Source organism: Paenibacillus guangzhouensis (assembly GCF_009363075.1).
Taxonomy (GTDB): domain Bacteria; phylum Bacillota; class Bacilli; order Paenibacillales; family Paenibacillaceae; genus Paenibacillus_K; species Paenibacillus_K guangzhouensis.
Genome location: NZ_CP045293.1, coordinates 3649293 through 3670387 on the forward strand (window position 1 = coordinate 3649293; position 21095 = coordinate 3670387).

Genomic DNA, 21095 nt, shown 5'->3' on the forward strand with positions numbered 1-21095 from the left:
GCGAATAAAACCGTGACAGCTCTCAATTGAGATTTCGCGGCTCCTCATCTACCATTTTTCCTTTAATAATTAGTCGATGTGTCGGATTCACCATCGGTTCGCAAGTCACAAGCGTGATTTCTCTCTCCGTACCCTCCGGCTCCAACACCCACACTTCATCTGGCTTAACGGTCATTTTCTGCGTAACAACATATTGATAATGTTGATGCTTCGTCTCCACTTCAATGATATCGCCAGATTCCATTTCGGCGAGTCGATTGAAATTTCTCCCGTAGGTTCGGCTGCGGTGACCAGCAATCGCCACGTTGCCGACCTCGCCTACTTTGCCTGTTTTCTCGATTTGAGCAACAGTGGTTTTCATATGTTGGCTTGTGGCCCCATACAAAATCGGTAGATTCAAATTGATCTTATCGATTCTCAGAATACCTTGCACGTCAGAATCGCTAGTCGTTTGCTGATTCGCATTCTCTTGTACGGTATCCCCCGCCACGGACCGATCCACTGTGTTGATTCCTGCCGTACTGGAATCCAGATTCATAAGACTTGTCTGCCATTCCGCGAGCAAGCGCTGCTGCTGCCGATTGTCCATCCAATCGGATAAACCGGGATAGCTGAAAATAAATAGGCCAATGACAATAAGGAGGGGCGCCATATATCTGCTCTTCACTCCACATTCCTCCCTCTCTTGATCACATTTCCTATCCCTCACTGGTAGATTACCGTACGAACTTTGTTCGCTATGTATCATCCTCAGACCCTCGTAAACCAAACCTTTTCAACTCGTAAAAAAAACAAAAAGCCCTACGCATGCATAGAGCTTTTAAACACTCAATTAAGGATGATTCACTGTAAATCTACTTGCCATTGCCATGCCAATGACAGATTCTACATGCAGAAGAAAATGAAGTCAAGGCAGCTTCTGCAGAGTCCTGAGCGAAATCGCTCAACCAAGGGGGCTCGTGCAAATTTGGTAATTTTTGCTGACGATCCTTGTCTCCCAGCGCGCCAATGATGGGTCCGCTTTCATAGATTGAACACATTCCGCAGACACAACAACCGCATCCGACATGAAATATTCCACAACTTTCGTTATCTTGCTGTCTTATTCGTAAACCCGCTGCAATTGAGCAGGATTGTGCTATACTCGTCAATAATTCATCGATAGATAGGAGATGTGAAGCCGTTATGCATGTTACGATCGATCCGAAAATCCTTTATTTTGGCACATCCGTTGTTCTGATTAGCACCCGGAACGAAGACGGTACGCCTAATTTGGCCCCGATGTCCTCGGCTTGGTGGCTCAATAAGACATGTATGCTGGGACTGAGCAGCAAATCGCAGACTGTACAGAATATTATGCGCGAACGCGAATGCGTATTAAATCTGCCCTCTACAAATTTGGTGCCCGCCATTGAGCTGTTAACACTACTAACGGGCCGCAACCCGGTTCCGACATCCAAGGCACAGCGCGGCTATCAATATGAAGCGGATAAATTCGGTATTGCCGGACTTACGCCAATGCCATCCGATCAAGTTCGCGCGCCGCGCGTATTGGAATGCCCCGTCCACCTTGAGGCGACGCTCGTGAATATACACCCTGTCGAAGAACCCAGTTCCTTAGTTGCGCTTGAAGTTCGAATACAGAAAGTCCATATCGAAGAACATTTGCAAAAGGAGGGACATCCCCATTACATCGACCCCGCCAAATGGAAGCCGATGATTATGAATTTCTGCGAATATTTCGGACTTGATCATCAGCTCTCCACGTCCAGACTCGCACCTGTGTTCGGACCGACGACTCAGTAGAATAGGGGCGACGCCCCTAGAATCGCCGCAATAAAGATTAACTGAAGGACGATTCTCACCCCAAGCGGGGGGACGGGCTTACCGCCGATAGTTAAACGCTCGCGCGCAGCTCGAATGTTTGCGGGGAACATCGCGATAAGCAGGACAACTAAGCCAATAGCCGCCGCGCCCGAAGTGAACGGCAACACGATGAGAATCGCGCCGGCGATTTCTAAGATACCTGTCGCTGAGACGATCCATTCTCGCTTCGGCAAAGTCGGTGGAACCATCTGAATTAGATCGCCACATCGCTTCCCCCAATGCGCCGAAGCCGTTAACAACAGCATCAGTGCTACGGCCGCTTGCAATGATGCCTGCCAATCGGCGAAGTAGGAGAGACCGACAAATCCAAGTCCACGAAATAATAGAAACGATGCAACCAATACGATAAACGGCGCCATTGCAAATTTCCTCCCTAAGATTTCAATTTCAGAATATTGCCCATGAAAGCTGATAAATCTTCGGCGGTACACGTGAACTGCTGGTGCGGAAGCGAGGTGCGTACTCGTAATCCTAGCGTCAACATGACGAACATCTCCGCCGTTTTATCCGCATCCACGGATGTGTCGATGACACCATGCTGCTGCCCACTTACGATCCATTGCTTCGAGAAGTCTACCGACCGTTCATAATAGTGATGGAGCACCTCGGCGATGGCCGGCTCATCTTCCTTCCCCAGCAAATACATTAAGACTTTATTGGTGATATCCTCTGAGTCCTCCAGCGCAGACAGATTACGAGCGATAACGTCCATCGGTCCATCGAAATTCACGGGTGACGCCTGGACATCCTCCATAAATCGTCGATTCGTCTCCTCAAGCCGATCCTGCAGCACCCAAGCAAAAATTTCGTCTTTACGTTTTACATAATGGAAAATAGCGCCTTTGGATAATTCGGATTGCTCCATGATATCCTTCAAAGTTATCGCATGACAGCCGCGCTGTTGCAAGAGTTCCTTGGTCGCCTGAAGCAGCTGGCGAATCGTCTGTTCTCTGCGTTCTTCCTGTTTCAATGAGATCCTCCTCCTCAACTTACTTTTAACCCAATATTTAACATTTAATTATTATCATCATAAAAACCGACCAGCGGTTTGTAAATAGTTTTAACAAAAATATACAAATAACACGTTCCGAAAAGGTATAATGAATAATGAAGTAGCCTTACTTCTAACTCTAATTTACTTAGGAGGCATTTATTCATGCGGCAAACAACACTATTCCATCGGGTACACAAATTAGGGGAAGTCGCATCATTGACCCTATAAACTGCGCAATTCCCCTTGATGAACAAAGGGGTTATTTCTTTGAATTATCTAAAATCAATGATCTGGCTTAGCTTTTTAGCCTTTTGTAGTGTTCTTAATGAGACGGTATTTAACGTATCTCTGCCTGATATCGCAGCACAATACGGCATCTCTCCCGCTGCAGCGAATTGGGTCAATACGAGCTTCATGCTGACATTCGCCATCGGAACAGCCTTGTATGGGAAGTTATCCGACATTTACGGCATCAAGAAATTGCTAGTGATCGGACTGTTACTGTACGGCGCTGGATCGGTTTTGGGCCTGATACTTCATGCCTCTTATCCCGGCGTGATCGTCGCAAGATTTATGCAAGGCGCAGGAATCGGAGCGGTTCCTGCATTGATGATGGTTATCGTGGCGCGTTGCATCGAGCCAAGTCAACAAGGTAGAGCCTTTGGTCTCATCGGCTCCATGGTCGCCTTCGGCGAAGCGATTGGGCCGGTCATCGGCGGCATGATTACGAACCATTTGCATTGGTCCTACTTGTTCATCCTGCCGATGTTGACGCTTCTAACGCTTCCGTTCTTCCTTCAGACACTACCTAGTGAACCGGCTAGAGAAGGGAAGACCGATATCCTCGGGGCAACGTTGTTGTCTCTAGGCATTGTAGCGTTTACGCTCTACACCACGATGTTCCAATGGTTCTTCCTTGGGATTTGTCTCATCCTATTCATTGGATTTGCTTGGCGTATACGCCAAGCGGAGCAGCCTTTTATTGAGCCTTCGTTGTTCCACAGAAAGACGTTCATCGTCGGCGTTATCACTGGTAGTCTGTTGCTGGGCACGGTAGCAGGTTTTATCGCAATGGTTCCCTATCTGATGAAGGCTGTCTATCAAATGCCAACCAGTCTGATCGGTGCCGGCATCCTATTCCCTGGCACTGTCAGCGTCATCCTGTTCGGTTATCTCGGCGGCATCTGCGTCGATCGACGCGGGCCCATCATGACCATGGGCATTGGTGTTGGATTGATTACGATCAGTTTCTTGAGCGTGGCATGGATCCCTGATCGAACCCCATGGCTGATCACCTGTGCGATGGTGCTCACATTCGGCGGACTCTCGTTCGTAAAGACCGTCATCTCTACGAGTGTTGCGGGATCGCTTCGTTCCGATGAATCCGGGTCTGGGATGGGATTCCTGAACTTCGCATGCTTCCTGGCCGAAGGGATTGGTGTGGCGATCGTCGGCGGATTGCTTACGAAGGGATGGTTATCCGTCCCCTTCTTACCTTCAATTACGGATACGGCAGCATTCTTATACAGCAATATGATGCTGCTCTTCATCATCGCGATCATTGGAGGGAGCATTCTGTTTTTCGCGTTTTATACACGTAGATCAGGCAAGCCAGAGGTGTCGATGACAACAAAATAGTAGAATCAATAAAGAGCCTTCACCCTTGAATGGGATGGAGGCTCTACTCTTATGTGATCTGTAACGGTTTTATATGGTAACGGTCTCAGGCTCAGACACGTTCACTTCTTGGCTGACCATGTACTGGGCTAAGTCGATCACGCGACATGCATAGGCCCACTCGTTGTCATACCACGCGAGCACCTTCACTTGACTGCCTTGCGTCATCATCGACAATCCGTCGATCACCGACGATTTATCGTTGCCGATGAAATCCGTCGAGACGAGCGGCTCTTCGCATAATTGGACAATGGAGGCGTATCTACCAATGACCGCTTGCTTAAAAACGTTGCGAACTTGTTCCTGCGTCACTTCGTGGTATGTCTCCACGGTCAAATCGATGAGAGAGACATTCGGCGTCGGCACACGAATTGAGATGCCTTGAATCACGGGTGCCAGATGCGGAATCACTTCGCCAAGCGCTTTGCCGACGCCTGTTGAGGTTGGCACAATGGATTGCGTACAAGCTCTTGCTCTACGCAGATCGCGATGTGGATTATCCAGATGCTTCTGATCATTTGTATACGAATGTATTGTCGTCATCCAACCGGTTAGAACTTGAAAAGCATCGTCCAGAATATGAAGTACCGGTGCTAGACAATTCGTCGTACACGATGCTGCTGATACAATCGCATGTCGATCTGGATCATATTTGTTCTCATTGACGCCCATGACGACCGTGAGGTCCAACCCTTTGCCAGGTGAAGTAATGATAACTTTCTTTGCGCCCGCCTCCAAATGCTGTGCCGCTTGTGATCGGTCAGTAAATTTCCCCGTTGCATCAATGACCGTATGAATGCCAAGTTGCTCCCAAGGCAGGCGGGCAGGATCCGGTTCACTTAACACTTCAATTCGCTGTCCTTCAATGATAAGCGCGTTCGGCTCCACCGATATGTCTCGATCCCATTTGCTATGCACGGTGTCATATGTCAGCAAATGAGCAATCGTCGATGCTGGATATAGACAGTTGATTGCGCGCAGCTGCCACGACTTCTGAGGATGTTCGAATGCGCGGCGAACTAATAACCGTCCGATTCTTCCCATACCGTTAATTCCGATCAACATGAGTTAGATCATCTCCCTGTCATGATTTCCATTCCCATCTCACGGAATCAATGTATCACATTCATAAATAATACACAATATATATTCGTATTAATTGCATATAGTATGTACTATAATTTGGGTCATATAACCATAAATGATATATTATATACCGAAATTAAAGCTTAATAGGATTGATATTTAGGGATTAACATCAATATGACTCATAATCAATTCATAGTAACTGATTACTTCTTTGTAGCTATTCAGGGGTGTGGCGCTTTGGCTGCACAATTTAACTGCTTTTTGGCAGTTATTTCGGGCATGCGACGCTTTTCCTGCACAATTAACTGCTTTTTGGCAGTTATTTCGAGCATGTGACGCTTTTTCTACTCAATTAACTGCTTTTTTGCAGTTATTTCGGGCACGCGGCGCTTTTTCCACTCAATTAACTGCTTTTTGGCAGTTATTTCAGGCACACATCGTTTCTCCCGCACAATTAACTGCTTTTTTGCAGTTATTCCGGGCGCTTTGCGATTTTCCCGTACAATTAACTGCTTTTTGGCAGTTATTTTGGGCGCGTGGCGATTTTTCCACTCAATTAACTGCTTTTTGGCAGTTATTCCGGGCGCGCAACGCTTTCCCGCACAATTAACTGCATTTTGGCAGTTATTTCGGGCACACAGCGCTTTTCTAGAGCATCATCGTAGAGAAGCAATTCAAATCTTTCGATGCCCAACGTAGGGTTATCGCGTAACCTTATACTTATAGCAAACAGCAGCTCGTGCCTCCTACTGAGATCCGGGCTGCTGTTTGCTGTGCAAGCTATTTCATCAAACCTGCAACGATATAAATGATCCAAATATGCACGGGATAAAAGGCATAAAACATATACTTCGTGAATTTATTGTTCAATCCGCGTTCCCCATTGTAGAGCAGGATAAACGGCAATGCGAATACCATCATCCATTGCGGGTCTGCTAGGAACATCTGATCATACGAGAATTGTTGTCCCATGAATAGATTCATCCCTAAGAAAACGATGGCATAGAGCAATCCCATAAGCCACTTCCAGTTTCTACAGTAGTAGAAGATGAGCGTCATCAGGACACCGTAAAAGGAGGCTTCGGTGAACATGCCCCCCGCTGCCGCGACAAGAGCAATCAATATGCCGATGGCCGTCTTTTCGCGCCCTTTGCGAGCCATTTCTAATCCGTACATCATCACAACTGCCATGGCAAGCGACAAGAAAATATTGTTATGAATTTCGTGTTCCTGCCCTGAAATGAGTTGAATCAGCAATGAACCTCCCCACATCACAAATGCCCAGCTAAATAGCCGCAGCATATACTGAATCCGATTCCGCGTATGATAGAAACCTTCAACTACAAAATAGAAGAAGATCGGACTTACAATCCTCCCTACCCAATGAAACCACTGCGGGATGTCCCCAGGGATAAACGTCGCGATATGATCCAATACCATAAATATCATAGCGATTAATTTCAATTGAAAAGCATTCAAGCGCATGCTAACCTCATCCTTTCTTTCATTTACAACCCCTTCCTTAGTGTAATTGGTCATGCAAAATGAACCTATCTGATTAACTTACAAGAGCGTGACATTTCTGCAATGATGCGTTCGCATGCCAAACAAGCTGACCTCGGTCTTCCACGGGCTTCGATGTCAATGCGAATTGTATAAAAATGGATTTTACTTTAAAATCTATGAATACGGTTACTATTTGGTTGTCAGATAAAATACGATCATCTGTTTACTGAAAGGTTGAGATGTAATGGAAAAAGAAATCAAGGACACCGATGGCCGGCATTTACGATCCAAGAAGACAAGACAAAAACTACTAAAAGCGGCACGCGACGTCTTCTTAAAAGAAGGATTCCAACATGCGACCATCAATCAAATTATTAAGCTAGCAAATACAGGATACGGTACAGCCTACACCCATTTTGCCGGTAAAGATGAACTGTTGATCGTATTAATTGAAGATGTGATGCAGCGCTTCTTCGAGATTGCCCGCTTCACCTTCCTGCCGGCATCCAAAGAAGAGGCCAAAAAGATCATTGTCGGGCAGGTGCTCACCTTCTTCCAGATTGCCGAATCTGAGCGTGACATCTTGAAAGTATTCGCGGAAGCAATCGGTCTCTCCACGGCCATCAAGACGAAATGGGAAGAAATTCGCCATCAGTTCATTCAGACCATTATGAACGATATCACTTATTCGCAGCAAAAAGGTCTCGCTCGTAAAGACTTGAATGTTGGACTTGTAGCGCGCCAGTGGTTCTATGCGAATGAAATGTACCAATGGGAGATTGTTCATCATCGCCACGAGGCTACACTCGAAGAAATCGCAAACACGATTACGACCATGTATACGGACGCCCTCTACCTCTAAACGCTTCGCCCATTTTGACACGGTATCACATTTATTCTATATTGGTGCTGCGTTAATATTTTTGTGTCTTCAAATTGTGAATGGATGGGTTGATGAATGATTATTGGTGTTCCTAGAGAATTCAAAACGATAATAAAAAAAGACGCTTAAAAGTATTATGCCCTTCTTGAAGATATCCAACAGATATTCGAGCGACGTTGGGTCGCTGTACGTTGATGCTTCGGTATCAATCTCAATTATTGCCGAACACATAGAAATCCTTCGCATCATATTCGAAGACGGACACGGTTGCTAGATCACCAATCTTGGCTTTGATTTCTTCCCCAGCCGTTTTGGCACGTGCCGAGAAATCGTCGATCCATGTTTGTGCTTCCTTCTCCATGTTCAACACCTTGCCGATCTCCAGCTGCTGCTTCAGATAGTCAAGCTTTCCCCAGGTGTAGACAATGGTCGGAGCAATTTGGCTCATCTTATCCAAATTCTTCATCCATGAACCAGCGATAATGAGATCGGGCTCTAGCTCCATGATTTTCTCCAAATTTTCATCCGATACCGTCTCATCGAACAATGTTAGTGGATAACGCGGGCTAAACGCATAGTGTGATTGAAATGGGTTGTCTCCCTCGAATAAATACGCCTTATCCCGGCGGTAAGGTAAACTTCGTGTCGCCTTGTATAAAATGAGTCTGCCCCTAAACGATCGTATCGGGCATCTCTAGTCGGCATACTTTTTCAACCATGACACTAATTCCATACGATGGGTATAGACAAGGATGATAAGATTGCCAAGCCACACAAGCAAAATCGCCGTCGGGAACTTCGCTAGGACCAAGTATATCGCAAGAAGGAACATCCCGCAGACAACCTGCATACCATCAGACTCCACGGTCGTGGATTTTTGCCTATTCATCCAGTAGCCCCCTACCTTCATCGCTGCCAATATCGCGGCATACACCAGTGAAACCTCAAAGCTCGAAATTGCACTCCAGACGCCAAAAGTTACCGCGATCGCTTTCCCTCCTTTACCTTTGAGAAACGGCGAAAAGGCATGGCCCGCAATCGGCGCCAAAGCGAGAGGAATGAGGAAATAACCATAACCCGCAGCATAACCACTATGGACGATCCAAACCAGAGGTACGTACCCTTTGGCAAAATCCAAGATGACGCCGAGAAAACCGGCTTTATAGCCTTGAGCCTTCCATAAATTCATTGCACCAGGGTTGCCATCGCCTATCGCTTTCAAATTTTTACGTCCCGCTAAACCAAGCCAATACGAGAACATGAATGAGCCCGATAGAAATGCGCATACAATCCACAATACGATCATGGATCTCGCCTGCCCCTCACTTGGACGAGCCTGCCTTTCCATCTTACCTCTCCCCGAACAACGACCTGAAACATCGAATAGAGCATGATGAATACAAAAAATAGCGAAGCCAGCACATGCACCACCGGAACGAGGAATCCGAATACACCGACATACCGGATGAAATAAAAGATCTGCGCCATATAGAGAATATACCCAGTTAGTAAGGGCCAGGCCCATGACGTATTGATGAATACCCATGCTGCACCCGACACCAATAGTCCGATGACCCAGATCGCGATCGGCACAATCGTCCATGGACTGAGGGTCGACGTGCTCAATATAGCCCCTTTGCTAAAGCCTTCGATCTGGCTTCGAATCCCTTGGGGATACATTCGGAAGGAGACCATGTCATAGCCGATAAAATTCGTTACTGGAATGCCAGCTTCGACGAATTTGGATCCAATGAGCAGATCGTCGAGCACCTCGGATTTGACGCTCTCATGACCTTTAATTTTCTCATAATCCTCGCGAAGGGCTAGAATACATGATCCATAGAGGCCCTGCTTCGGATTTTGCCGTTCAAAGATCGACGTAAACGTAAAAATACCCAGCATATTCATGACGAGCGCGAGCTTCTCATAGAACTTCTCCGTGTGATGAAACGGGACGACCGAAATAACCCCTTGCGAACGATCGCGGGCTTTCATTAAAGAACCTAACGCATGTGGCGCCATTCGAATATCTGCATCTAGGAAAACAAACATATCCCCCGTCGCGTGCAAGTATCCATTCCATACGGCCCAACTCTTTCCCGTCCACCCGTCCGGTAGCGGCGTACCTGCAATCACTTTCACACCGGTATACCGTTCTGCAATTTCTCTCGTCCCATCATCAGAGAAATCATCCACCACGATAATCTCGTAAGGTGCGGTGGTCTGTGACATAAGCGAATCGAGAAGATAAGGCAGATTGCACGCCTCATTGCGAGCAGGGATAATGACCGAGAGTTTATATGGCCCGCGGTAGGGCTCATATGCAGGAGGTACGATATTTTTTCTGAACAGTAACAATCCACAGAGACATCCGGCGACCATCAGCAAGACGATCCACATGTCCGAACCCCCTCCTTCTTCTGGCTCTATATATATGAGGAAGTGAGCAAATTTAGTTACCTCAGGTCCCGCGATCGCAATAAAAGATCGCCTTACCGTCGAATACCACATTCGGCTGGGTGCTCTATAAGCTTATGGTCCGGTTGAATGGATAGCGAAATCATAGACTTTGCAGGATTAATCGCCTATAATAGAGCTATTGTCAACAAAAATACGAACATTAAGGTGTATAACATGACTAAATATTCGCAAATTTTTCAAGGTACTGCTTTTTCGTCTACAACTCCCAAAGAAGTGCAAATTCTCAAGGATTATCTGTTCTGCATTAACTCGAACGGGTTGATCGAGCGCGTCGTCTCTCCCGAAGACAATGACTATCAACCGTTAATAGATACGTATCAAGATCAAGCGAACTTCCATCGCCTTGCGGATGGGCAGTATATCCTGCCCGGCTTCATCGACCTGCACGTGCATGCGCCGCAATGGGCGCAGTCGGGCACAGCACTCGATATTCCGCTCTATGACTGGTTGAACACGTATACGTTCCCACTCGAATCGAAATTCGCCGATCTCGATTTCGCCGATCAAGTCTATACCGACGTAGTCAACACGCTGCTGGCGAACGGCACGACGACGGCACTCTACTTCGCCACCGTACACAAAGAGGCGAGCATCCGACTTGCCGAGATCTGCGCGAAGCAAGGCCAGCGCGGCTTGGTCGGTAAAGTCGTCATGGATCATCCGGAGAATAACCCGGATTATTACCGGGACAAGGATACGGCATCCGCGCTTGCGGATACAGAAGAATTCATTCTCGCGGTTCAAGAACTAGCGAAATCGGCGAAGCAGGGCGTCTATCCTGTTGTAACGCCGCGGTTCATTCCAAGCTGTACGGACGAGGGCTTGCAGGGGCTCGGCGAGCTCGCTGCCAAGTACGATGCCTATGTACAGTCGCACTGCAGCGAGAGCGATTGGGCACATGGTTACGTGCAGGAGCGCCATAAGAAGAACGACGCGTTCGCGTTGAATGATTTCGGCTTGCTGCGCGAGAAGTCCGTCATGGCACACTGCAACTTCCTGAGCGACGAGGATGCGGATTTATTCGCCGAGAAAGGAACAGCCATCTGCCATTGTCCCGTCTCGAACAGCTATTTCGCGAACAGCGTCATTCCGATTGCACATTTGCAAGCGAAAGGCGTGGAAATTGGGCTAGGCTCGGATATTTCGGGCGGGTTCTCCCCAAGTCTCTTCGACAACGCCAGACAAGCTGTTATCTCCTCACGCATGCTCGAAGACGGCGTGAACCCGGCGCTTCCTGCCGCAGAACGCGGTGTACCAAATTCGCGCATCACCATTAACGAAGCGTTCTATCTGGCTACTGCCGGCGGCGGCGAGAGCTTGAGCTTGCCGATCGGACGGCTGGAAGCCGGCTACGCATGGGATGCACAGATCATCGACACGACGTTAGCGACGGCTCGATTACCGATCTATTCGGCGGATGAGAACTTAAACGATGTGTTCCAGAAAATCATGTACCTGGCACGTCCCGAAAATATCCGCGAGGTGTGGGTGCAGGGCGAGAAGGTTCATACGCGGTAAATCGATCATAGCAGTACATGGATATGAAAAGTGCACGCCCCATGATAATAGGGCGTGCACTTTTTTGATGCATATATGAATCTTCTCAAAGCTATTTCATTTTCTCTACACTTCGCTTAGCCTTCGTCACGATTCTTCGCGTCTCCTTCGTATCCGATAAGTCAAGCCACTGATTACATACCTCGACAACCCATTCCGGGCGGGTCTTACTGGCATCATTTAACCAATTGCCGACGGAGTCCTGTACGTATTTGACTGGATCCGCCTTCACCCTCTCTAGTAAGGATAGGGCCAAGGCCGGGTTTTCCTTCAGCGGTTGAATATGCTTGGCCCAGACTCCAATGGGGCGAATCGATTCGACCGCGAATCGCCGGATATTCGCATCCGGATCCATCACCCATACAGCGAGCAGCGCGAGCGCCCTCTCTAAATCCCTCATGATCGGCTCCCTGACAGCCATCCAAGCAATCTCGCGGACACCAAAATGCGTATCCGCTGCAAAAGGACGAATGGTGGCTAGCCGCTCTTCCAAGCTTAACCTTTGATCCAAGCCAATGATATAAGCGGCCCAGCAGCGCACACTATCCGAGAGATGGGAAGCCAGCGAGTGGAAGATTCGTGAGCTGTCCTGCTCTGGCATTTGCGCGAACAGACCGAGCCATTCTACCGCAATCGCCGGAATGATCTTCATGATTTTCGTTTCCTTCGTGCAGCGAAGCCTCTCTATCATTGCATGCGTCTCTTGCTCCAGTCCAAGCTCCAGCAGCACATGGTGCAGTAAAGTGAGATGATCCACTGCCAGCCATTCGGTCAAATTCACCGATTGAAGTGCTCCTGTTTGCAGCAGCTCCAAGACATCGCTAGGGATATCCGTTAGTTTCCTAGCACCTTTTCGCGCGAGATAATCGATTTCTTCCTTCGGCTGCATATTCTCCACTCCATCGTTTCATATTTTCATATAGCATACCTTCCTCCAAGCGAGAAAGGATGTAGTGTAGATTACAACTTGTCCAGCTGAGAGCGATGAAGATAGATTGTTTTGAACCCTGTCTGAATCATGCCGTCTTTGACTAATTCTTGCAATGCAGTCGTGACTGCTTCTCTCGTCGCGCCAACAAGATTCGCAATTTCCTGATGCGACAAAGCGTACGCTATTCTCACATACTTCGCGTCATGCGCCGAATATCCGAATTGATTCGCCAACCTCTTGATGATATACAGAATTTTGTCATGTAGATTCCCTAGTGCTAGATTTTGCGTTAAATGACTCATCTGAGCGATACGATCGCTGAGGACTTGAATCATATTCATCATAAATCGAGGTCGTTCCATCAGATAGTTCTCGAATCGATCTTTATTCATTAAGCAAATATGGCTTTCTTCGATCGTCTCAATATAATGATCCCTCGTGCCGAGCGCGATAAATTTCATCTCGCCGAATACGTTGCCTTCGCACAGAATATCTGATGTAAATTGTTTCCCATCGCTATTCAGCTTGAACAACCGCACCTTTCCCTGCTTGATAAAATATAAGCCTTCTTTGAAGGAATCAGGGGTTTGAATATATGTATGTTTCGGAAAAATCGTGATCGACGTTAATTCATCCATTTCGACTAGATCTTCTCTAGATAAGGAGTGAAGTAAATTGAATTGTGACAAATATTGAATGCGATCCATGTCTCCTCCTTGTTGATGACTCTCCATCGTTTCATTATATCGTATCGATTTCGTTGATAGAATGCAGAAATCGTTGATGCGTAACGTAGTTATACCTATCGAGACACGATAAAATATAGTAATACATGATTCTACATAATAAATGAACGGAGGGTAATCCTGTGTCTATTTTTGCTGTGGAAGGTAACCAATTTGTTTTTGATGGCCAGCCTGTCAGGCTTATTTCAGGTGCAATCCATTATTTCCGCGTCGTTCCCGAATATTGGCGGGATCGTCTGATGAAACTGAAGGCGTGCGGCTTCAACACGGTAGAAACCTATGTACCGTGGAACTTGCACGAGCCAAAGGAAGGACAATTCAACTTTGAGGGCATCGCCGATATCGTCAAGTTTATCGAGATAGCTGGCGAATTGGGTCTTTATGTTATCATTCGACCAAGTCCGTATATTTGCGCAGAATGGGAATTTGGCGGAATGCCGGCATGGCTTCTGGCTGATCCTGGCATGCAGCTGCGCTGTTTCCACCAACCGTTCCTAGATAAAATTGACGCCTATTATGACGTCTTGCTGCCGAAGTTTGTGCCTCTGCTCTGCACGAATGGCGGGCCGATCATCGCGATGCAAATCGAGAACGAATACGGCAGTTACGGCAACGACACGCAGTATCTAGAATATTTAAGAGAGAGCAAGATCAAGCGCGGTATCGACGTATTGCTATTCACTTCCGATGGACCAGGAGATTTCATGCTGCAAGGCGGTATGGTGCCGGGCGTGCTGGAGACCGTCAATTTTGGTTCCCGTCCAAAGGAAGCTTTCAATGAACTTCGCATTTATCAGCCGGAAGGGCCGATCATGTGTATGGAATATTGGAACGGCTGGTTCGATCATTGGTTCGAGCAGCACCATACTCGCGACGCAGCTGATGTGGCGAGAGTATTCGACGAAATGCTGGCGATGGACGCTTCGGTCAACTTCTATATGTTCCATGGCGGTACGAACTTCGGTTTCTGGAGCGGCGCCAACGACGACGGCACGAAATATATGCCGACGATCACGAGCTACGACTACGATGTACCGATCAGCGAATCCGGTGATGTGACGGATAAGTTCTATGCTGTACGCGAGGTTGTATCCAAATATGTCGACCTCGGACCGCTCGAGCTGCCTGAGCCGATCCAGAAGAAAGCTTACGGCGAAGTGAACATGTCCCAGCAGGCTTCACTGTTCGAATCACTCAATAAGCTATCGACGTCGGTGCAAAGAACTTGCCCAGATCCGATGGAGCTGCTCGGACAAAACTACGGCTTTATCCTGTATACAACACGGATATCCGGACCGCGCCCAGAGACGAAGCTGAATTTGCAGGATGTGCACGATCGTGCGCAGATCTTTGTCGATGGTGAATTCAAGGGCGTCGTTGAGCGCTGGAACAAGGACGCGGAGCCGATCAAATTCAGTATCCCGCCAGAAGGTGCACAATTAAGCGTGCTCGTCGAAAATATGGGCAGAACCAACTATGGTCCACACTTGCGCGATGTGAAAGGGATTACGGAAGGCATTCGCTTCGGAGCGCAGTTCCTGTATCATTGGACGATCCATACGCTTCCTATGGATGATTTGTCGAAGCTGGAGTATTCGCCCGCAGGAGCGAAATGCGAAGACAAGCCGTCGTTCTACAAAGGCACGTTCCATGTGGATGAGACGGCAGATACGTTCCTCGAGCTGAAGGGCTGGAACAAAGGCGTCGCCTACATCAACGGCTTCAACCTTGGACGATATTGGGAAACGGTAGGTCCGCAAAAAACGTTATACATCCCAGGCCCGCTTCTGCGCAAAGGAGCGAACGAGCTCGTGCTGTTCGAACTGCATGGTGCTGAAGAGCCGGTCGTAACCCTTCGCGATAGTGCTATTTTAGGATAAAATCATCCTTGGATTTATAGAGAAGTCTACAAGAAAAAAGGAGAAGGCAAAATCATGCCTGCTCCTTTTTTAATTGAGATTCCTTTACTCCATTATCTTCTGTGCCAGGATTGCTAGGTCTTTAATGTCCACTTGGCCATCGTTATTCAAGTCGGCAGGCTTATATTTCGCCCAATCTGGATCTGCTGATGTCTTACCATAAGCTGCTGCGACGATCGCAAGATCACCGATTGAATATTTGCCGTCGCCGTTCAGATCACCCGGTTTCCCTTGGATCATGCTGTCGGTAAAGGCCTTCAGCGCAGCTGTCAATGCCGATACCGCTTGCTCAACCTGCTCCTTGCTCGCATCGCTTAGATTCGCCACGGCTTTGGCTTGATCGATCGCCGCTTGAAGTATCGCTTTGGAGCCTACTGGATACTGTCCAGCGCTCGAGCCTTCCACAGCTGCATCATGGATGCGCTGGGCCTCTCCAATCGCTGTAAGAAGAACACCTTTGTCGACTCCTTCTTGAATGATTATTTTATACGTCGAACCTGGGAATGGCATTTCCTTGCCTTCGCCATCTGCCAGCACAAGATCCGATAGTGCAACCGTGGCTTCGCCAATCGATTTGGCAGTGAACCGCAGTTTCAATACATCGCTCTTAACGAGCGTTCCGGAGGTATTCGCCAAGATGAGCCGAATTTTCCCTTCTGATGCTTTCTTCTCGACAATGAACGTCTTCTCGTCCAAGCTGCTGACGTCGATGAATTCCAGCAATTTCGCATCATAGTTGAATGTTACATCTTGGGCGTATACGTTCTGCGTTACATTGTTCAGCCGGTAGAATAGATCAAAGGATTGACCTTGAGCCGTTGTCGCAGGTCCGGTTAAGGATACTTCAGGTTCAAGCTTGCTGTTAGGAACAAGCACGGCATCTGCCCAATCGCCATGGTCTTCCGAATTGCCGTCGCCGTAATCCGTGACGATGAGCTTCAACTCCTTGGCGCCTTTGACAGGCACTTCGATCGCTTTCGCCACCGTCGCCGCCCGCATTAAGCCGCTGTCGTAAACCTTCTCGCCGTCCAAGAAGACTTGGAAAACAATCGTATTATGATCCGATCTTGTGCTGCCGATTTCCTGATCTACGCCGATAACCGCCTTAAACATGTCATAGCTGCGTCCCGTCAGATCGTATATTATTTCCGAATTGGCATGCGTACCGATCCCTTTGTCATACGTTACTGTTCCCGAAGGCCCGCGTAGCCGGATTGGATTGCCTTCCACACTCTGATCCTTCTTCACCGTAAGCCATCCTGTTGTAGCCTGAACCCATTCCAAATCGCTTAAGTACTGATCCGTCACCTTAAATTGAATTTCATACGTCTTCGAGAGCAGCCCATCCGAAGAGCTTGCTGTAACCATCGTCTTACCGGACAGATCTGCAGCCGGTGTTACGGTAATCCGCACATCTTTGCTCGTCGCAATGGCTTCAACCGCAGGCACTTTTGATGTGCCGCGAAGAACATTGTAAGTGTAACTCGTTTTCTCTGGATCAAACCCTGCCAGCGCCTTCCCATTCACTTGAATCAAACTGATCAAATGGACGGTAGAGATCGATTTGCTCAGCTCCATTAAATTCGATGTACCTGCTGGAATCGGACGCAGCGTGTAGCTATAGCTGTACTCTTTGCTTGGCAGCAGCAGGTAGGCAGGATGCGGCCTAGCTCCCCAACTGTCGTCGCCGCCGACGCCCATTTGCTTGTAATTTACGCGCAATGTAATATCATCGCGATGCGTAACTTGATGAGGATGGAGCGGTCCATCCAGATCGTCAGGCGTGTAATGCAGCGCATTCGCCTCGATTGTCGGTGCGCCAATAGCCATAATGCCCGCGCCTTCTGAATTGGTTAACGCTACGAATCGCACATCGGTCTTGTTCCCTGTCTCCGACGGCTCGATGTAAGGGAAGAACTGCTCCTCTACCGTACCGCTATATAACCCGACATCCGATCCCGTATTGCGATCCTGATAATTCTCATAAGGTCCACGGCCATACCATGTCATTTGCTCGAATTCCTGTGGGACCGTCATGAGGCTTCCTACTTCAGGTATTTCGGGAAGCGTGCTTGCACCCGGTTTCAAGCTGTTCGCGACTGTAATGTCGCCATTGCCAAAGACTGTGTAAGACGTCTTATACGAGGAGACGGTCGTCGTTGGCAGCGTTCCCTCCACATCAATCCGCACGATTTTCTCGCCGATTTTCGTCACATTCACCTTGCTGATGCTTCGATTCTTGCCTGCGTTCTTCCAAGTCGCCATCCGCGATGGACCGCCGTTACCTTTGTCATTATCAATTGGGGCACGCCAGTAATTCGGTATCGGCCCGTTTTTGATGAGCGATTTTCCTTTATAACTGAAGCTCTGAATTGTTCCCGACGCTTTATCGAAGGTCAAATCCAAGTCATCATTCTGGATCTTCACTTGCGTCTCCTTCTCTTCTGTCGTCAGATTCGGCATCTTCGACAGATCAAGTGCGGTCTGTGCTGCGGCATTCACCGGTAATCTGAATTGCTGCTTCGCCACCACATGGCCCTTAGACGCCCATAACGTATCGTTCTTCAACGTGAAGCTAATATTGAGCCAATACTCGACGCCAGGCTGCTCCTTCGGCCACACATATGGAATTGTAACTTGCTTGGATGTTAGCGCAGGGATATCCAATCCGGTGAGCGTTCCATACTGGATCACTTCATGATCTGCTTTCAGTTCCCAGGTAGCATCGTATTGGTTTACATTGCTGAATAAAAATTCATTCTTAATCTCGACGAGCCCTTTCGATAGATCAACGTCCTTCACGTTGATGTTCTGGTAAACTTGCTTGACTTCCCACAACTCAGGCTGTACCGTGCGATCAGCCGAGATCAAGCCATTGGCCATAAAGTTGCCGTCGTTCGGATTGTCACCGAAATCGCCGCCGTAAGCGAGATATTCATGCGATTCCAGCGGGATGGACTTGGCATCCGATACATTGAAATCCATCCATAGCACCGTATTCGCATCTGGTGTGCGGTCTGAATTATTTAACTCCGTTAATGATAATCCTCGATTGTATACACGAATTTTGTCAAAGCTCATGTTGGACGTACGGCCTTTCTCTGCATCTTTCCCGATCGTAAGCGCGTACGCATTCGAAGCGAAGCTGCCTGAATACGTTTTTGTAGCGACAATCTGTCCGTCTAGGTAAAGACTCACACTCGCACCATCATAAACACCGGCTACATGATGCCAATTGTTAAGCCAATTGGCAGGTAAGTTCGCTGTCGCCGCGGTCCAGACGCCACCTTTGTAGACAAAGAACTCCAATTTATCCATGCCATTCATTTTCAATGCGAATTGCGTGTCGCCTTTGGCGATAATGGGACTATTGGCGATGCTCGAGATCGGTTTCACCCAAGCTTCGACGGTCAGCGGACCCGTTAGGCTATATTTGGCATCATTAGGCATCGTTACGGAAGCAGAAGCCCGATCTTTCGCCTGCAACACGCCAGTTGCGCCATCAGCCTGTTCCACGACACTTCCCGTATAATCTGCTTGAAATGATTGATTTGCATCCGTCAGATACAGCCGCTCCGATGGCGTCTTCATACGCACCGCTTGATCTACCCAATCCCAGATGAACCCGCCTTGCAAATTCGGATACTTCTTGATCATATCCCAGTATTCCTGAAGATTCCCCGTACTGTTCCCCATCGAATGCGCATATTCACACATGATGTATGGTCGTGGATCACTGCTCTTCGCATACGTCTCAAGCGTCGATACCGCTGGATACATGTGGCTGACCATGTCCGTGACCTTCGCGTCATTATAGCCTTCATAATGAATCGGGCGTGTCGGATCCAGACTGCGGATATAGTCCGACTCCGTCTTGAAATTTGTCCCTTGGCCAGCTTCATTGCCGAGCGACCAGATGAGGACAGACGGGTGGTTCTTATCTCGCTCAACCATGCTGCGGGCCCTGTCCTTAATGTTCTCGGTCCACTCCGCTTTGTTCGTCGGGACAGACCCGTTAACGCCGTGCGTCTCCAAATTCACCTCATCCAAAAGATAAATCCCGTATTGATTCGCAAGATCGTACCAGAATGGATGATTCGGGTAGTGTGAGGTACGAACCGCATTAATGTTAAACTGCTTCATCAACTTCATGTCTTGAATCATCAGGTCCAGATCAACTGCATGACCCGTATCTGGACTGCTCTCATGCCGATTGGCCCCCTTCAACATAATCGGCTTCCCATTGAGCAGCATTTGTTGCTTGCCGCTGTCGCCCGCCATCACCTTCACTTCGAATTCACGGAAGCCGACGCGTGTACCAGCTGTTTCCATGACCTTCCCCGTTGCATCTTTGAGGCTAAATACGAGGGTATACAAATTCGGTGTCTCGGCAGACCATTTGAGCGGATTCGCGATGAGCTTAGAACTGCTAACCTGAACTTCAGCTTGACTGTTCAGATCTGCCTTCATTATGACTGGCTCCGTCAACACAGGTTGATTGCTCGCGTCATAGAGCATCGCTTCCACCGTATGTTTGTCCTCTGATGTGCTCGCACCGTCCTTTTTCACGTTCACCTTCAATTGCAGCTCTGCATCCTTATAGTTCGCGTCCAAGTCCGTCACGATCGTGAAATCCCGGATATGAACCGACGGCGTACTGTACAAGAACACATCGCGTTGAATGCCGCTAACGCGCAAGAAATCCTGGTCTTCCAGCCAACTGCCGTCTGACCAACGATAGACTTCTACGGCGAGGGAATTCTCGCCTTCTCTTAAATACGGCGTAATATTGAAATCCTTAGCCGTATAGCTGTCTTCTGCGTATCCGACCTGCTGGCCGTTCACCCAAAGATAGAATGCGCTTTCAACACCTTGGAACGAAATGAATGTCTGCCGATCCTTCCATGCCGCTGGAATCGTGAAGGTACGCTTGTAAGACCCGACCGGATTATACTGTGTTGGCGCAAATGGCGGCTGAACATTCGTCGAATTACCATTGCCCCAGAACGGGTATGTGACATTGGTGTAGATCGGAAAATCATACCCTTGCATCTGCCATTCCCCTGGCACTTTAATGTTCTTCCAACCACTCGTATCATATGTATCCTGGTAGAAATCCACTGGGCGTGAAGCTGGGTTATTCGCCAGATTGAATTTCCATTCACCGTTCAATGAACGATAATAAGGCGACGGATGTTCGGTCATCGCTGAGATCATATCTGCGCCTTTCAATGCCGACTCAACATCCCCATAGGAAATAAAAGATGCGTGGGCTGGTTCCCGGTTCACCTGAAAAACGGTCGGGTTGTTATTCCATTCGGGGTAGCCATTCGCAGGTGCAGCCCCCGCAGTTAATCCCCAGAATGAATTCGCTACCATGAGCAGCATGAGCAGTAAAGACAATCTTTTTTTCATCAACGTTACA

At 48.2% G+C, this 21095-nt stretch carries 16 protein-coding genes and 1 pseudogene; 6 read left to right on the top strand and 11 right to left on the bottom strand.

What is annotated here, in order from left to right:
- Positions 1 to 22 precede the first annotated feature (22 nt).
- A complete protein-coding gene (locus GCU39_RS16385; protein WP_152394499.1) occupies positions 23 to 667 on the bottom strand; it encodes a class D sortase in 645 nt (214 codons plus the stop codon).
- A gap of 518 nt (positions 668 to 1185) precedes the next feature.
- On the opposite strand from GCU39_RS16385, the gene GCU39_RS16390 reads away from it, so the two are divergent.
- Positions 1186 to 1806, top strand: coding sequence for a flavin reductase family protein (locus tag GCU39_RS16390; protein ID WP_152394500.1), 621 nt, complete (start codon positions 1186 to 1188; stop codon positions 1804 to 1806).
- Here GCU39_RS16390 and GCU39_RS16395 read toward each other — a convergent pair.
- Both GCU39_RS16395 and GCU39_RS16400 read right to left on the bottom strand, forming a co-directional pair.
- The gene (locus GCU39_RS16395) at positions 1800 to 2246 is read right to left on the bottom strand and encodes a DoxX family protein (RefSeq protein WP_152394501.1); all 447 of its coding nucleotides are present in this window, start codon (positions 2244 to 2246) and stop codon (positions 1800 to 1802) included. The genes GCU39_RS16390 and GCU39_RS16395 overlap by 7 nt on opposite strands.
- A 14-nt stretch (positions 2247 to 2260) precedes the next feature.
- Complete coding sequence (locus tag GCU39_RS16400) at positions 2261 to 2857, bottom strand: TetR/AcrR family transcriptional regulator (RefSeq protein ID WP_152394502.1); 597 nt, start codon at positions 2855 to 2857, stop codon at positions 2261 to 2263.
- Between the two features lie 270 nt (positions 2858 to 3127).
- On the opposite strand from GCU39_RS16400, the gene GCU39_RS16405 reads away from it, so the two are divergent.
- Positions 3128 to 4519 (top strand): MFS transporter, encoded by a 1392-nt coding sequence (locus GCU39_RS16405; RefSeq protein WP_193726510.1) that lies wholly within the window; start codon positions 3128 to 3130, stop codon positions 4517 to 4519.
- A 69-nt stretch (positions 4520 to 4588) separates the two neighbouring features.
- On the opposite strand, the gene gap is transcribed toward GCU39_RS16405, so the two are convergent.
- Entirely contained in the window at positions 4589 to 5602 is a 1014-nt protein-coding gene (gene gap, locus GCU39_RS16410; protein ID WP_265333399.1) for a type I glyceraldehyde-3-phosphate dehydrogenase, read from the bottom strand.
- A gap of 274 nt (positions 5603 to 5876) precedes the next feature.
- Between gap and GCU39_RS16415 the strand changes: the two genes are divergently transcribed.
- A complete protein-coding gene (locus GCU39_RS16415; protein ID WP_152394505.1) occupies positions 5877 to 6257 on the top strand; it encodes a hypothetical protein in 381 nt (126 codons plus the stop codon).
- A gap of 170 nt (positions 6258 to 6427) precedes the next feature.
- Here the strand turns inward: GCU39_RS16415 and GCU39_RS16420 are convergent, their stop codons facing one another.
- Positions 6428 to 7132: a TraX family protein gene (locus tag GCU39_RS16420; RefSeq protein WP_152394506.1), complete on the bottom strand. Its 705-nt coding sequence runs from the start codon at positions 7130 to 7132 to the stop codon at positions 6428 to 6430.
- 265 nt (positions 7133 to 7397) lie between these two features.
- Between GCU39_RS16420 and GCU39_RS16425 the strand changes: the two genes are divergently transcribed.
- On the top strand, positions 7398 to 8015 hold the full coding sequence (locus tag GCU39_RS16425; protein ID WP_152394507.1) for a TetR/AcrR family transcriptional regulator: 618 nt from the start codon (positions 7398 to 7400) through the stop codon (positions 8013 to 8015).
- Positions 8016 to 8084: 69 nt separating this feature from the next.
- On the opposite strand, the pseudogene GCU39_RS32025 reads toward GCU39_RS16425, so the two are convergent.
- The 3 genes and pseudogenes from GCU39_RS32025 to GCU39_RS16440 form a co-directional block, all read right to left on the bottom strand.
- Positions 8085 to 8574: pseudogene (locus tag GCU39_RS32025) on the bottom strand (ABC transporter substrate-binding protein); the annotation flags it as partial.
- Positions 8575 to 8730: 156 nt separating this feature from the next.
- Positions 8731 to 9384 carry a glycerol-3-phosphate acyltransferase gene (locus GCU39_RS16435; RefSeq protein WP_227793228.1) on the bottom strand — a complete coding sequence of 218 codons (654 nt, stop codon included), beginning with the start codon at positions 9382 to 9384 and terminating at the stop codon, positions 8731 to 8733.
- The gene (locus GCU39_RS16440; protein WP_152394509.1) at positions 9339 to 10436 is read right to left on the bottom strand and encodes a glycosyltransferase; all 1098 of its coding nucleotides are present in this window, start codon (positions 10434 to 10436) and stop codon (positions 9339 to 9341) included. Before GCU39_RS16440 ends, GCU39_RS16435 begins: the two co-directional genes overlap by 46 nt.
- Before the next feature lie 234 nt (positions 10437 to 10670).
- Here GCU39_RS16440 and guaD point away from each other — a divergent pair, with 234 nt between their 5' ends.
- Positions 10671 to 12035 (top strand): guanine deaminase, encoded by a 1365-nt coding sequence (gene guaD, locus GCU39_RS16445; protein WP_152394510.1) that lies wholly within the window; start codon positions 10671 to 10673, stop codon positions 12033 to 12035.
- 91 nt (positions 12036 to 12126) lie between these two features.
- On the opposite strand, the gene GCU39_RS16450 is transcribed toward guaD, so the two are convergent.
- Together GCU39_RS16450 and GCU39_RS16455 are read right to left on the bottom strand one after the other, a co-directional pair.
- A complete protein-coding gene (locus GCU39_RS16450) occupies positions 12127 to 12963 on the bottom strand; it encodes a DNA alkylation repair protein (RefSeq protein ID WP_152397285.1) in 837 nt (278 codons plus the stop codon).
- A gap of 71 nt (positions 12964 to 13034) precedes the next feature.
- Positions 13035 to 13712 (bottom strand): Crp/Fnr family transcriptional regulator, encoded by a 678-nt coding sequence (locus GCU39_RS16455; RefSeq protein ID WP_152394511.1) that lies wholly within the window; start codon positions 13710 to 13712, stop codon positions 13035 to 13037.
- 161 nt (positions 13713 to 13873) lie between these two features.
- Here GCU39_RS16455 and GCU39_RS16460 point away from each other — a divergent pair, with 161 nt between their 5' ends.
- Positions 13874 to 15631: a glycoside hydrolase family 35 protein gene (locus GCU39_RS16460; protein ID WP_152394512.1), complete on the top strand. Its 1758-nt coding sequence runs from the start codon at positions 13874 to 13876 to the stop codon at positions 15629 to 15631.
- Between the two features lie 84 nt (positions 15632 to 15715).
- Here GCU39_RS16460 and GCU39_RS16465 read toward each other — a convergent pair whose 3' ends face one another.
- Positions 15716 to 21085 carry a glycoside hydrolase family 2 TIM barrel-domain containing protein gene (locus GCU39_RS16465; protein WP_227793642.1) on the bottom strand — a complete coding sequence of 1790 codons (5370 nt, stop codon included), beginning with the start codon at positions 21083 to 21085 and terminating at the stop codon, positions 15716 to 15718.
- Between the last annotated feature and the right edge of the window lie 10 nt (positions 21086 to 21095).

What these genes read in the sequence shown, in the direction of transcription:
- GCU39_RS16390 (WP_152394500.1), top strand. Translation starts at nt 1,186, where the DNA reads ATGCATGTTACGATCGATCCGAAAATCCTTTATTTTGGCACATCCGTT.
- GCU39_RS16395 (WP_152394501.1), bottom strand. Translation starts at nt 2,246, where the DNA reads ATGGCGCCGTTTATCGTATTGGTTGCATCGTTTCTATTATTTCGTGGA.
- GCU39_RS16405 (WP_193726510.1), top strand. Translation starts at nt 3,128, where the DNA reads ATGAACAAAGGGGTTATTTCTTTGAATTATCTAAAATCAATGATCTGG.
- gap (WP_265333399.1), bottom strand. Translation starts at nt 5,602, where the DNA reads ATGGGAAGAATCGGACGGTTATTAGTTCGCCGCGCATTCGAACATCCT.
- GCU39_RS16420 (WP_152394506.1), bottom strand. Translation starts at nt 7,132, where the DNA reads ATGCGCTTGAATGCTTTTCAATTGAAATTAATCGCTATGATATTTATG.
- GCU39_RS16425 (WP_152394507.1), top strand. Translation starts at nt 7,398, where the DNA reads ATGGAAAAAGAAATCAAGGACACCGATGGCCGGCATTTACGATCCAAG.
- GCU39_RS16435 (WP_227793228.1), bottom strand. Translation starts at nt 9,384, where the DNA reads ATGGAAAGGCAGGCTCGTCCAAGTGAGGGGCAGGCGAGATCCATGATC.
- GCU39_RS16440 (WP_152394509.1), bottom strand. Translation starts at nt 10,436, where the DNA reads ATGTGGATCGTCTTGCTGATGGTCGCCGGATGTCTCTGTGGATTGTTA.
- guaD (WP_152394510.1), top strand. Translation starts at nt 10,671, where the DNA reads ATGACTAAATATTCGCAAATTTTTCAAGGTACTGCTTTTTCGTCTACA.
- GCU39_RS16450 (WP_152397285.1), bottom strand. Translation starts at nt 12,963, where the DNA reads ATGCAGCCGAAGGAAGAAATCGATTATCTCGCGCGAAAAGGTGCTAGG.
- GCU39_RS16455 (WP_152394511.1), bottom strand. Translation starts at nt 13,712, where the DNA reads ATGGATCGCATTCAATATTTGTCACAATTCAATTTACTTCACTCCTTA.
- GCU39_RS16465 (WP_227793642.1), bottom strand. Translation starts at nt 21,085, where the DNA reads ATGAAAAAAAGATTGTCTTTACTGCTCATGCTGCTCATGGTAGCGAAT.